The sequence below is a fragment of the Dyella sp. 01L423 genome (genome assembly GCF_056399945.1).
Window position 1 is genome coordinate 427036 of record NZ_JBFTSI010000005.1, and the last position, 13719, is coordinate 440754.

The 13719-nt window shown below is 62.1% G+C and carries 8 protein-coding genes; all 8 read left to right on the forward strand.

Features of this window, described 5'->3' with window-relative positions; all coding sequences use genetic code 11:
• The first annotated feature begins 115 nt into the window (after window positions 1-115).
• Entirely contained in the window at window positions 116-631 is a 516-nt protein-coding gene (locus tag AC1DMY_RS16090; RefSeq protein ID WP_477165922.1) for an RNA polymerase sigma factor, read from the forward strand.
• The gene (locus AC1DMY_RS16095) at window positions 624-1739 is read left to right on the forward strand and encodes a FecR family protein (protein WP_477165923.1); all 1116 of its coding nucleotides are present in this window, start codon (window positions 624-626) and stop codon (window positions 1737-1739) included. The genes AC1DMY_RS16090 and AC1DMY_RS16095 overlap by 8 nt, the downstream gene beginning before the upstream one ends.
• Window positions 1740-1870: 131 nt before the next feature.
• A complete protein-coding gene (locus tag AC1DMY_RS16100) occupies window positions 1871-4669 on the forward strand; it encodes a TonB-dependent receptor (protein ID WP_477165924.1) in 2799 nt (932 codons plus the stop codon).
• A gap of 73 nt (window positions 4670-4742) precedes the next feature.
• Window positions 4743-6272, forward strand: coding sequence for a CehA/McbA family metallohydrolase (locus AC1DMY_RS16105; RefSeq protein ID WP_477165925.1), 1530 nt, complete (start codon window positions 4743-4745; stop codon window positions 6270-6272).
• A gap of 123 nt (window positions 6273-6395) precedes the next feature.
• Window positions 6396-7835: a DUF1254 domain-containing protein gene (locus AC1DMY_RS16110; protein WP_477165926.1), complete on the forward strand. Its 1440-nt coding sequence runs from the start codon at window positions 6396-6398 to the stop codon at window positions 7833-7835.
• 354 nt (window positions 7836-8189) lie between these two features.
• The gene (locus tag AC1DMY_RS16115; protein ID WP_477165927.1) at window positions 8190-9227 is read left to right on the forward strand and encodes an HAD family hydrolase; all 1038 of its coding nucleotides are present in this window, start codon (window positions 8190-8192) and stop codon (window positions 9225-9227) included.
• Window positions 9228-9325: 98 nt separating this feature from the next.
• Window positions 9326-10999, forward strand: a complete 1674-nt coding sequence (locus AC1DMY_RS16120) for an arylsulfatase (protein WP_477165928.1) — start codon at window positions 9326-9328, stop codon at window positions 10997-10999.
• A gap of 196 nt (window positions 11000-11195) precedes the next feature.
• Complete coding sequence (locus AC1DMY_RS16125) at window positions 11196-13709, forward strand: fused MFS/spermidine synthase (protein ID WP_477165929.1); 2514 nt, start codon at window positions 11196-11198, stop codon at window positions 13707-13709.
• Window positions 13710-13719: the final 10 nt, after the last annotated feature.

Genomic DNA, 13719 nt, shown 5'->3' on the forward strand with positions numbered 1-13719 from the left:
CCACGATTGTCATGCACGGGCCGTCGAAGTCACGAAGCGGTCACAACACCACCCTAGGCTCCGTGCCGTCTGAGTACCGTAGCCTTCCTCGGCGAACACGGTGGAAGGAGGAGCGGTGCGTGAAAAGCATGGGGCGTGGTCGGCGTTGTTCGCGGAGAAAGGCGCGACGCTGAGCAAGTACTTCCTGCGCCGCGTGGCGCATCGTTGGGATGCGCAAGACCTCGTGCAGGAGGTCTATCTGCGCCTGCTTCGGATCGAGCCCGCGGATGCGGCCAATATCCGCAGCCCTGAGGCTTATCTGTTCACGGTAGCCGCGAACCTGGTGAAAGAGCATGCCGTGCTCCGCCAGCAGGCGCCGTTGGGCAGTGATGAGCTCGAGCAGGTGGTGGAGCAGCTGGCAGCGCCGACCAATCTCGAAGCGGACATGGACAGCGATCTGCGCAAAGAGCGCCTCGGCGTGCTGATCGACCGCCTGTCGCCGAAGTGCAAGGCGGTGCTGATCATGCACTATCGCGATGAGATGTCGTATCGCGAGATCGCCGAGCGCATGAGCATCTCGACCAGCATGGTGAAGAAATACGTCGTGAAAGGCCTGGCGGCGTGCCGGCAAAGGATGGCCGACTATGAATAATTCAACGCAATTCGACGCTGCCCGGCAGGCGCGTCGCATCACTGAGCAGGCCGTGTCCTGGTATATCGAGCAACAGGAGCCTTTGACGGAGCGCCAGCGCGTGGCTTTCCTCGGCTGGTTGCGCGCTTCGCCCCGCCATGTGGCGGAGTACTTCGCGGTAGTGCAGATGCACGGCGACTTCAAGGCCGCGGCCGCGTTGAAAACGCTCACGGTTGAGCAGCTGGTGGATCAGGCAGGTCGCGACAATCCGGTGGTGATGTTCCCGATGGTGGGCAGCGCCATTCGCAAGGAACATGTTCCACAGCCCGGACGAGCACGCCGGGTGGCGATGCGCGTGGCCGGACTGGCCGCGGCGGTGGTAATGGCCTGGCTCGGTGTCGGCTATTGGCGCGATGCCAACGGATTGGTAGAGCGGAGTTTCAAGGGCGACGTGGCGGCTGTGCGCGCCGTGACGCTGCCTGACGGCACGCTGGTACAGCTGGATAAAAACAGTGTGATCGACGTGCATTTCGATGGGCACTTCAGGCGCATCGAAGTGATCAAGGGCAATGCCTTGTTTGACGTTGGCAAGGATGCGCATCGACCCATGCTGGTCAACGTTGGAGGCCATGTACTGCAAGACATCGGCACCGTGTTCGACGTGAAGCGCGATGCCAACGGCGACACGCTCACCGTGATCAGCGGTCGCGTACGCGTGCTCAATGCAGCCGATGAATCAAAGCAGGGTGGGCTCGCAGCGTTGTTGAATGCCGATCCGGTGGCGGATCTCACCACGGGCCAGCAGATTTCACTCGGCATCGCTGGCGTGAGCACCAAGCAGCCTGTGCAGGTGGCCAAGGTCACCGCGTGGTTGCCATCGGAGATTCGTTTCCAGCACGAAACCATCGGCAACGTCGCGCGGCGCTTCAATGCGTATACGAGCAAGCCCTTGGTGATCGAGAACGGCAGCATTGCCGATGAACGCATCAGCGGCATCTTCCACGCGGACAATCCGCAGGCCTTCGCGGCCTACCTGGCCACGCTGCCGGATGTGCGCGTCGTAGAGGAGCGCGATCGCGTGCGCATCGTCGCCTCGAATCAAACTGACACGAAAGCCGGGCGCCTGTAAGAAAAGATTCATGCAATCGGAGGTGCCCGGTTGCGCAAAAAACGGCTCTTGAAAGGTATAGGCCCGAAAAAAAACGCGTCGAGCGTCGAGCGAAGGCCACACGTTTACCTCACTCAAGGTTGTTTTTCCTCATGCGCAATCGTTTGGCATTACATATCGCCCTCGTACTCGGCGTCAGTCTTCCCCTGGCCGCGTTCGCCCAAGCTACCGCCACGGCGCACACCACTGCCATCGCAGCCATGCCGTTGGCCAAGGCGCTGGAGAATTTCTCGCACGAAGCAGGCATGCAGGTGGTCTATGGTTCGGAGATCTCCGACACCATCCGCAGCCCCGGCGCCGATGCCGGTTTGGCGCCCGAACAGCAGCTGCGTCAGTTGCTCACAGGCACCGGCCTGAGCTATCGCCTGGTCACGCCGAACACGGTGACGATCGTCCCGGGAAACGTGGCAGCCAATGCGGGCAATCCGGCCTCCGCTGCGGTGACGACGGCCGGTAGTGCAGGCATTGCAGCGGCGGGTGATGCGACGGTCGCGTCCGGCACGGGCAAGACGACCAAAGATCTCGATCAAGTGGTGGTGACGGCGCGCTCGGGTGTGGATGAACGCACCAAGGCACAGACCAGCTACTCGATCACCACGATCGACGAAGATCGCCTGCGCATGCAGAACCCCACCAGCGTCACCGAGGCGCTGAAGTCGGTGCCAGGCTTCTGGGTGGAGGCGTCCGGAGGCGAAGCGAGCGGCAATATCCGCGCGCGCGGCATCCCGGTGGATGGCTTCGGTTCGGTGAACCTGCTCGAAGACGGTATTCCCGTGCAGCACGATCCGGCGCTCGGCTATCTCAACGCGGACCAGGCGTTTCGACTGGACGAAACCATTGATCGCATCGAAGTGGTGCGTGGTGGTCCGTCGTCGATTTTCTATTCGAACGCGCCGGCCGGTGCGATCAACTTCATTCCGCGTCAGGTCGGTGAATCTGCCGAAGGCCTGGTGAAGTACACCTTGGGCAACTACGGACTCAACCGCCTGGACTTCTGGTACGGCACGCCGATCGGCGACGGCTGGAAGCTGAGCACCGGTGGTTTCTATCGCCAGGACAACGGCATCCGCAGCCCTGGCTTTACCAACGATCAGGGTGGCCAGCTGCGCGCTACGCTGTCCAAGCAGTTCGAGAACGGCAGTTTGAGTTTCGACATCAAGCGCCTGGACGACAAGGTCGCGCTTGATCTTGGCATCCCGATGTATCGCAATGCCAGTGGCGACCTGCAGGCCGTGCCGGGCTTCAATGGCAACTACGGCACGCTGGCCGGCCCGGAAACCGAACACATCCAGATGATCCAGGGCAATGGCAGCCTCTACAACTTCGACAATAGCCTCGGTACGCAGGTCAAGCGCACGCAGTTCACGGTGAAGTTCGACTACAACCTGGGCGACGGCTGGAAGATCGCCGAAGACCTGCGTTATAGCGATACGGATACGGTGCGCAACGGCGTCTATCCGAACGCCGTGCAGACGACGGGTGATTTCTTCAACACGGCCAAGACGCAGCTGGCGAAGTACTATCCGAACGCCGCCGGCATGCAGCTGCAGTATGTGGACAATGGCCAGGCCTACAACGCCAGTCCCAACAACGGCCTGGTCGTGACGGGTGGTCTGCGCGGCATCACCATGCCGATGAATGAGTTCACCAGTGATACACGCCTGCTGCGCAAGTTCGAATTCGGCGACCAGACGCACGATGTGACGTTCGGCTACTACTACGCGCACTTCAACCAGAGTTTCGACCGCTATTCGTCCACCGCCATCCTCACGGCGACCGACAATGCGCGCCTGCTCGACGTGGTGGCCGTGGATGCCAATGGCAAGGCACTGGGCAAGCTGACCAATAACGGCATCTATGGGTACGGCTATGAGTGGGCGCATGCCAGCGGCACGTCCAACACCAATGCGTTCTATGCGTCCGACGAATGGCAGATCAACGACCAGCTGCGCATCGACGGTGGCGCGCGCTGGGAGCGCGTGAACACCACGGGCTGGACCGAGCTGTCGCATAACGTGAATCTGGGCACGCCGGCGACCAACAATATCCTTACCGGTACCGACCAGTTCGTGGACTACGACCACAGCTTCAGCAAGCTGGGCTGGACGCTGGGTGCGAACTATCAGTTCAGCGAGCACCAGGGCGTGTTCGCGCGCTACACCTCTACTTTCCGCCTGCCGAACCTCAGCTCGTACATCACCACGCCGACCGCCACGCCGATCACGCAGACGATGATCCTGCCGGAGATGGGCTACAAGTACAGCAACCGCTACATGGATGCGTACGCCACCCTGTTCTACACCAAGTACAACAACGTCAGCTTCAGCAACTATGTGTTCGATCCGAACAGCGGTGTGTCGACGCCGCAGACGGGCTACGCCGATACCGAGACCTATGGTCTGGAACTGGAAGGCACCTTCTATCCGTCCAAGTACTTCGATGTGCAATACACCGCGACCGTGCAGGATCCCAAGTACAAGGGCCTGACCTATACCACGGTGACGGCAGGCGCACCGGTCTTGCTCGACTATGACGACAACCAGCTGATCCGCGTGCCGAAGAACAGCTTCCGCGTGGTGCCGGGCGTGAACCTGCTCGACGACAAGCTGCGCCTGCAGATGTCCTACGAGTACGAAGGCCGGCGCTATGTGGACACGGCCAACTCGGTGGTGCTGCCGCAGTACCACACCATCGGTTTGAGCGCGCGCTACCAGATGACGCCGGAGCTCTCGTTCTTCCTGTATGCCGACAACCTCAACAACTCGCTGGGCCTGACCGAAGGCAACCCGCGTGCCGGCGAACTGGCCAGCAGCGACGCGACCAAGAGCGTGTTCATTGCCCGGCCGCTGCTCGGTCGATCCTTCCGCGCCTCGGTCATGTACCGGTTCTGATGGTGTTTGACGTCCTGCGCGTCGCTCCGCATGGCGGCGCGCGGGACGGTTGTTCTGCTTCGGGAAGCACGCGATGAATGAGAGTAGGCGTAGTCGTTATGGGTATCTGGCGCTGGTAGCGCTTTGGCTGACCGTGCTGGGCGTGGCATGTGCCACGGATAGCGCACCGGATGTTGTGCTGCACGGTCAGTTGATGGGTAGCGATAACCACAGTTATCGCGAGGTGCCGTTCCAGGTGCCGACGGGTGTCAATCGCATCACGGTACAGTTTGAATCCACGGGGCGTGCCGAGCACACCACCATCGATCTTGGGTTGGAAGATCCCACTGGTTTTCACGGCCAACAAGGTCTGCGCGGTTGGACGGGCGGCAGCAAGCAGCTCTTCACCGTGGGCGCCGTCGATGCGACGCCCTCATTCGCGCCGGGTCCAATTGAGCCGGGACGCTGGGCGCTGCTGCTGGGCATCCCCAATATCCGCCCTGCGTCGAAGGCGGAGTACACGGCGAAGATCTGGTTTGGCCATTCGGGCGATCCGGCGTGGTTGCCCGCCGTGCTTAACCCGCCTCTGCGCAAGGATGCCGGCTGGTATCGCGGCGACTTGCACATGCATGGGGCGCACAGCGACGGCAGCTGTCCGACGCAGAGTGGCGCTGGGCGTGCGCCGTGTCCGCTGGTCTTCACTGTGGAAGACGCCGCCAGGCGCGGGCTCGACTTCATCGCGCTGAGCGATCACAACACGGTGTCGCAGGCCAACGATATCCGCGAATTGCAACCGTACTTCGATCATCTGTTGCTGATGCCGGCACGTGAGGTCACGACCTTCCAGGGGCATGCGAATTTGTTCGGCACGACCGAGCCGCTGGATTTTCGCCTGGGCAGCAAGTCCGTACCCGACTGGAACGCGTTGCTGACGCGGGCCGCCGCCTTGCATGGCGTGTTCTCCATCAACCATCCGATCCGTCCCAATGACGAAACCTGCATGGGCTGCGGCTGGACGCCAGCCAAGCCGGTCGACATGCATCTGGTGCAGGCCATCGAAGCGGTCAACGGCATCGACGCCACCAGCCCGAAGTACACCGGCATTCCCTTCTGGGAGGAGCAGCTCAACCAGGGCTTCCACCTCACCGGGATCGGCGGCAGCGACAATCACAATGCGAAGGTGGCGTTGCCGTTTCCTGGTGGCAGCATGGCCATCGGCTTGCCGACGACAGTCGTGCACGCCAGCGAGCTGTCGATGAAGGCCATTCTTGATGGGATCCGCGCAGGGCATGTTTTCATTGACGTGCAAGGCACTCGCGACCGGGCCATCGATCTCGTGGCGACCGTGGGCGATCGTTCGGCAGAAATGGGCGATGCGCTGAGTGCGCCGGCCGGGAGCGCGGTTCACATCACCATGCACGCTGACGCGTTGGATCGGGCGCAGGCGGAAATCATCGTGGATGGAAAGCCTTTCCAGCCAAAGGACGATCTGGCCATCCGTGGAGCGAAGCAGACCCTGTCGTTCTATTGGATCAGCGATGGAAGGCGACACTGGCTTCGCACCAATGTGCGTGGCGCCGATGGCAGCTTGTTGATCGTTGGCAATCCCATCTATTTCAACTGATGGCGCGCGTCGATGTGTGGCCCATCGGCGCTGGCTGGCTAGGTAAAACTACGGAGGCGGGATCCAGTCGGCTAGGCTAAAACTCATGGAAGCGCAGCTCGTTGGATGACGAGGGTCCAGGCCATGAAAGCGTTGCTTCTGTCGATCGCGATTTCTTCTATGTTGGCGCTTGCGTCCTTGCCAGCGTGGTGTGCCGAAGCCGGCGCCACGCAAGCACCAAGCGCCAAGGACATCCAGCAGCGCACCGTGGCCCGTCGCGCGACGGAAGCGGTGATCTGGGGCATGCCGGCCGTCAACTATCAATTGATGCAGGATGCGTTCGAGAAGCTGCAGGGCGGTGTCAACCAGGTCGCCTATTGGTCGCGGCCGGTCAACTGGAAAGACCAGACGCTCACGCCCAATCCCGACACCATTTATTTCATGCCGTTCTACGACACCAGGAACGGTCCTGTCGTGCTGGAGATCCCTGCGGCCGAGGAGGGGGCTTCCATTACCGGCAGCGTGGACGACAGTTGGCAAACGGCGCTGGAAGATGTCGGACCTGCCGGTGTCGACAAGGGCAAGGGCGGCAAATATCTCATTCTTCCGCCGGGCTATAAGGACAAGGTGCCGGCGGGCTACATCCCGATGCCATCGGATACTTATCGTGGTTTTGCGATCCTGCGCTCGAACCTCAAGAGCGGAAGCGACGCCGATATCGAAAAGGCCGTGGCGTACGGCAAGCGCGTCAAGTTCTATCCCTGGTCTGCGGCGAACAAGGCTGGCGTCGCCGAGACCAAGTTCGTGGATGTGTACGACAAGCCGTTCGATGCCACCATCCCTTATGACACCCGATTCTTCGAGGCATTGAATCGCTTCGTGCAGATCGAGCCGTGGGCCACGCGCGACAAGGCGATGATCGACATGCTCAAGTCGCTGGGCATCGAGAAGGGAAAACCGTTCAACCCTTCCGTTGAGACCAAGCAGGCCCTCGACGCTGCTGCGCTGGAGGCGAAAGCGGCGATCGATCTGGGCTACGAGCAGGCGTTTGTCCCGCCGTTCTTCGATAACACCCATTGGGCGTTGCCCGCCGCGCAGGACACGCTCGCGGGCATGATGACCCTCTTCAGCAATCCCGACAGCTACCCGATCGATGGTCGCGCCGTGATTTACTCCATGGCGTATTTCAGCGCCAAACACCTGGGCACCGGGCAGTTCTATCTGCTGGCGATCAAGGATGCTCAAGGGAATCGTATGGCGGGCGGGAAAAACTACCGCCTGCACGTGCCGGCGAAGGTACCGGTCAAGCTCTACTGGTCCGTGACGGCGTACGACGGCGAGACACATGCGCTGATCCGAAACGTGCGCTGGGCGAGCCGTGGTTCGAATACGCCGGGTCTGCAAACGAACGCGGATGGTTCGGTCGATATCTATGTTGGCCCCAAGGCACCGCAAGGGAAAGAGAGCAATTGGGTTCCCACCGACCCCGCTCGTCCCTTCGAACTGCTGTTCCGCTTCTATGGACCGGAAAAGGCGTTCTTCGACAAGGCCTGGAAGTTGCCGGACGTTGAGCCTCAGGCGTAAGGGCCTGCGAATCTTGCAGGAACTATCGCAGACCTCGGGATGAACCCGTGTCACGTCAGCGCCAACTCGCCGCAGGTTGGCGCCACCACGCGACCAACGTCTTGCGTGCCGAGTCTCGAAAGCGCGAAGCGCCAGGCCGTGCTTGATCGGCAATCTACCGAGTAATTTTACCTAGACCGCATAGGTAGTCTCTCGGATTGTCAGGCCTGTCCAAATTCGCGACCGTGAGACCTGGCGCGTCGCGCCTTCGCCGGGCGCCCCAAGCATGGTCCGCGCGCAACACGACTCGTGGCCGTCAGCTCGGGTGGCGGCAGCCTGATACAGCGATGGATCGAACATGTCGGGAGTACTTGGATGCACGATTTGATTCGCACTGGCACGACGCCGGTACGCCGGTCGTTCGCCCATGGGTGGGCCGCCCTGTGCCTGCTCGGCGCGATGGCATGGGCCAGCACGTGCATGGCTGCTCAGGATCCCTTGCCCTCCTGGAACGACGGTGCAACCAAGCAGCAGATCGAGAGCTTCGTCAAAAAGGTCACGACCGCGGGCACGCCCGACTTCGTCGATCCCGCCCAGCGCATTGCCGTATTCGACAACGACGGCACGCTGTGGGCGGAGCAGCCGATCTATTCGGAAGTCTTCTTCGTGCTGGATCAGGTCAAGGCGCAGTCGCCCAAGCATCCGGAATGGAAAACCACCGAGCCGTTCAAGTCGGCGCTGGATGGCGATATGAAAGGACTGGCTGCTGGGGGCGAAAAAGGTGCGGCTGAATTGATGGCGGCCACCCACGCCGGCATGACCAGCGACGAATTCGCGCGGCAGGTCAGTCAATGGGCGGCCACGGCACGGCATCCCAAGACGCACCGCGTGTTCACCGAGATGGTCTACCAACCGATGCTGGAGCTGTTGCACTACCTGCGCGACAACGGCTTCAAAACCTTCATCGTCTCCGGCGGTGGACAGGATTTCATGCGTGCCTGGGCCACGCCGGTCTACGGCATTCCGCCGGAACAGATCATCGGCAGCCAGGGTGAGCTGAAGTTCGAGATGCAAGACGGCAAGCCTGTCTTGCTCAAGCTTCCCAAGGTTGCGTTGATCGACGACGGCCCGGGAAAACCGGTAGGCATCGAGCGCGCCATCGGACGCAAGCCGATTTTCGCGTTCGGCAATTCCGATGGCGACCAGCAGATGCTTGAGTGGACGGCATCCGGCGATGGCGCCCGCTTTGCCGGCCTGGTGCACCACACCGATGCTGCGCGCGAGTGGGCTTACGACCGTCAATCGAAGGTCGGCAAGCTCGACAAGGCACTGGATGAGGCCACGTCCAAGGGTTGGACCGTGGTGGACATGAAGAAAGATTGGAAAGTGATCTATCCCGCTGAAACGCCGTAGCGCACAGACGGCGCAGGGCATGAGGCGCCGTAGCGGGATGAACGATGTGGTCACCGTTGGCTGCCTTGCGCAGTCGTGAAGCACATGAGGAGGTTCCCATGTTTCGCCCGTGGCAGCGCAGCAGATTGTTGACTTCGATCACCACGGTGGTCGCGACGGCATTGCTCGTCGTGGCAGCCGTGACCATTCAACCGCCCACGGCCAAAGCACAGCCGCCGGCACAGGACCAGCAGCAGAACCAGTCGGACAACGGCAAGCCCAATATCCTGGTGATCTTCGGCGACGACGTGGGCCAGTCGAACATCAGCGCGTATTCGATGGGTTTGGTGGGCTATCGCACGCCCAACATCGACCGCATCGCGCGGGAAGGCATGATCTTCACCGACTACTACGCCGAAAACAGTTGCACGGCCGGGCGGTCGACCTTCATCACCGGCGAAAACGTGCTGCGTACAGGCATGTCGAAAGTCGGCGTTCCCGGCGCGCCCGTGGGCATCCAGGACGGCAATGTCACCATCGCCCAGGTACTGAAAGGCATGGGCTACGGCACGGCGCAGTTTGGCAAGAACCATCTTGGCGACCAGGACCGGTTCCTCCCCACCAAGCACGGCTTCGACGAATTCTTCGGCAATCTCTATCACCTCAATGCCGAGGAAGAACCCGAACGCCCGTACTGGCCGAAAAACAATCCGGATTTTCTCAAGGTCTATAACCCCCGCGGCGTCCTGCACACGTTTGCCGACGGCAAGATCGAAGACAGCGGTCCGATGACCAAGAAGCGCATGGAGACCATCGACGACGAGACCACCGGCGCCGCGATCTCCTACATCCAGAAACAGGCCAAGGCCGGCCAGCCGTTCTTCACCTGGATGAACTTCACGCGCATGCACATCTTCACTCATGTGCGGCCGGAGTTCGAAGGCAAAGCCGGCCTTGGAGCTGGCGACATGTATGCCGACGGCATGTGGGAAATGGACCAGAACGTGGGCAAGTTGCTCAAGGCCCTGGACGACGCCGGTATTGCCAAGAACACGATCGTGATCTTCACCACCGACAACGGGCCGAACTTCTTTACCTGGCCTGACGCCGCGAGCACGCCATTCCGCAGCGAAAAGGATTCCAACTGGGAGGGTGCGTTCCGCGTACCGGCCATGATCCGCTGGCCGGGCCACATACGTCCCAACACCGTGAGCAATGCGCTGATCTCCGGTCTCGACTGGTTCCCGACCCTGGTGGCCGCCGCCGGTGATGGCGATGTCACCGGCAAGTTGCTCAAAGGCGCCAGCTTCGGCGGCAAGAGTTTCAAAGTGCATTTGGACGGCTACAACTTCCTGCCATACCTCACAGGCCAGACCAACGTGAGTCCGCGCACGGAATTTTTCTACTTCAATGACGATGCCGAAGTCGTCGCCGTTCGCTTCGACATGAACAGCAACGGAGCACAACGACCTACGGCATGGAAGGTGGTGTTCTGCGAGCAGAAGGCGCCAGGCGGCATGCAGATATGGATGGAGCCATTTGACTGCCTGCGTACGCCCAAGCTTTACAACCTGCGTATGGATCCCTATGAGCGGGCGGACATCGGTCCGACCAACGGGTATTACCAGTGGGTGGCCGAGAACGCGTACCTGCTCTTTGAGGGCAACCGCCGGGTGTTCAATATGCTGGCCACGTTCAAGGACTATCCGCCAAGCCAGACGCCGGCGACGTTCTCCATCGACCAGGCCGAAGAAGCACTCAAGCGGCAGCTCGAACAGAAGCAGGGCAAGTAACTCCATCTGACGGCGGCACGGATGTCGCCGTGACGGAAGCAGGAAACGCCAGTCGGTGCAGCGATGCAAGACTGGCGTTTCGTTGTCTATCGGTCGCTTTGTCGAAGCGGGGCATTCTTACTTAAGTAGCGAATCACATGCGGATTCCTCCCTATACTCAAACGCAGCTCCGTCCCGCGCGAGATCCATGCCCGCCATGAAGCCTCCACGCGTTGGAAAACATGCCTTTGTGGCCGTGACCACCGGTTCCGCCACGGCACGTTGGTCGGCCGCGCTGCTGTTCGGCTCGGGCGCGGCTTCGCTGGTGTATCAGCTTCTGTGGATCAAGCAGCTCTCGTTGGTGGTGGGTGTGGAGGTTTACGCCGTCACCATTGCGGTGAGTGCGTTCTTCGCGGGACTCGCCATCGGCGGCGCGTGGTGGGGGCGCATGGCCGATGGACTTGCCCATCCGTTGCGTCTTTATGCGTGGCTTGAAGTGGCAGTTGGCGTGCTTGGCGTGGGCGCGACGATGGTGCTGCCGCAATGCGCCGCCTTGTTCGCACAGCTGGAGCAGCAGGTCGGTTGGCTTGCATGGATGTTGCCCTTTGTCTTGGTGGGTGTGCCTGCAGTGGCGATGGGTGGCACGCTGCCCGTACTGGTGCGTGCCAGCGCTGGCGACCGCGTAGCGGGCACGGGCGGCGGGCTCTACGCTGCCAATACCGCGGGTGCGATGGCAGGCGTTCTCGCTGCGCCGTTCCTGCTGATTCCGGCACTCGGCGTGCAGGGAAGCGCATGGGCCGCGGCAGCGATCAACCTGTTCGTGGCGATGGTGGCGTGGATACTGGATCGACATCACGTTGCCGCGCCTGCGGACGCCACGCAGGAGTCCGCGGTAACGCCTCGTTCCGCGCGCCTGGCGCTTGCGCTCTACGCCATCGCCGGCGGCATCGCACTGGGTTACGAAGTGATCTGGTCGCAGACCGTGGTGCAGTTCATGACCACGCGTGCCTTCGCATTCGCCATGATGCTCGCCGTCTATCTGCTCGGCCTGATGCTGGGCAGTGCGATCTATGCCCGTTTCGCGGATCGGGTACGCAACGGCTGGTTCGTATTCGGAGCACTTGTCGCGCTGGCGGGTCTGGTGGCCTTGCTGCAGGTCAGCGTGCTGGGCGAATGGTTGCCGGCGCTGCAGAGCCAGGCGGCCAAGGTGATGACGAGCCTCACCGATAGCCGCCTCGCCGCGATGTGCGCGCGCTTCGTCGTTGCCGCCGTCGTGGTGGTGCTGTTGCCGACGCTGCTGCTTGGTGCGGCATTTCCGGCAGTACTGTGGCTTTGTGCGCAACCGGGACGCAGTGGCCGCGGCGTGGGCTTTGCGGTGGCCGTCAATACCCTGGGCGGCATTGCCGGCACGGCACTGACGGGTTTCGTCCTGGTGCCGGTCTTTGGACTGGTGCGTTCGCTCGCTTTGCTTGCCATCGCTGCCGCCGTGGTTGGCGTGACGGCGGTGTTCGCCGGCTCGACATCGCGCGAGCGGTCGCGCTGGATCGTAGTCGCCGTGGGCGCGTGCACCTTGGTGATGGCCCTGCTGACGCCGCCGCAGAAACTCGCCACGTTGTTGGCTCAGGTGCGCGGCGGCGAGCTGACCTATTACGAGGAAAGCCGTGGCGGCACCGTGGCGGTGCTGGCGCAGGGACAGGGCGACAACCGCTTCCATCGACTCTATATCCAGGGCGTGTCCAACTCGGGTGACACGCTGCCTTCGCAGCGCTATATGCGCCTGCAGGCCTTGTTGCCGTTGATCATCCATCGCGGCGAACCGCATTCGGCGCTGGTGATTGGTTTCGGCACGGGTATTACGGCGGGCGCACTGTCGCAGTATCCCGGCCTCACCACGCGCGTCTGCGCCGAACTGCTGCCTGCGGTGGTTCATGCCGCTGCGCAATTCAAGGGCAATTATCAGGCGGGCAGCGATCCGGGTCTCGATATCCGTATGCGCGACGGGCGCCGCGAACTGCTCGCCAACCCGCAGACCTATGACGTCGTCACGCTGGAACCGCCGCCGCCTTCGGCTGCCGGCGTGGTGAACCTGTACTCACGCGATTTCTACCAGCTGGCGTCGCGGCGCCTCGCGCCAGGCGGCATCCTTGCGCAATGGTGGCCCATCGCCACGCAGAACGATGAGGACTCGCGCGCCATGGTGCGCGCCTTCCTGGATGCGTTCCCGCACGCCACGCTGTGGACAACCGAGCTGCACGAAATGCTGCTGGTCGGCTCCAACGAGCCGATCGAACTGGATGCGACACGGATCGCGCAGCGCTTCAACCAACCATCCGTAGCCCAGTCGCTCGGTGACGTCGGCGTGGCTACGCCCGCCGCGCTGCTGGCGACGTGGGTCACCGATCGAGCCGGCCTGGAGCGCTACGCCGGTGACATGCCCGCGGTGACGGACGATCGCCCGAGCATCGAATACGGGACATGGCTGCGGCGCAACGAGATCGTCCGCGTGCTGCCGGAACTGGTGACGTTGCGCACCGAACCACCGTTGCATGGAGCCGATGCGCAACTCATCGATGCGATGCATCGCCAGCGCGACGTGCTGTTCACCTTCTACGGGTCAGGGTTGGCAGCGTATCAGGGCGATCGCGACCATTGGTCGGAAGCCCTCGGTCTGGTCATGCAGGCGGACGGCCAGAACCCCTACTACCGCTGGATCGCGAGTGGCGGACCGTGATGCGGCGTGC

What these genes read in the sequence shown, in the direction of transcription:
- AC1DMY_RS16115 (WP_477165927.1), top strand. Translation starts at nt 8,190, where the DNA reads ATGCACGATTTGATTCGCACTGGCACGACGCCGGTACGCCGGTCGTTC.
- AC1DMY_RS16110 (WP_477165926.1), top strand. Translation starts at nt 6,396, where the DNA reads ATGAAAGCGTTGCTTCTGTCGATCGCGATTTCTTCTATGTTGGCGCTT.
- AC1DMY_RS16100 (WP_477165924.1), top strand. Translation starts at nt 1,871, where the DNA reads ATGCGCAATCGTTTGGCATTACATATCGCCCTCGTACTCGGCGTCAGT.
- AC1DMY_RS16105 (WP_477165925.1), top strand. Translation starts at nt 4,743, where the DNA reads ATGAATGAGAGTAGGCGTAGTCGTTATGGGTATCTGGCGCTGGTAGCG.
- AC1DMY_RS16120 (WP_477165928.1), top strand. Translation starts at nt 9,326, where the DNA reads ATGTTTCGCCCGTGGCAGCGCAGCAGATTGTTGACTTCGATCACCACG.
- AC1DMY_RS16125 (WP_477165929.1), top strand. Translation starts at nt 11,196, where the DNA reads ATGAAGCCTCCACGCGTTGGAAAACATGCCTTTGTGGCCGTGACCACC.
- AC1DMY_RS16095 (WP_477165923.1), top strand. Translation starts at nt 624, where the DNA reads ATGAATAATTCAACGCAATTCGACGCTGCCCGGCAGGCGCGTCGCATC.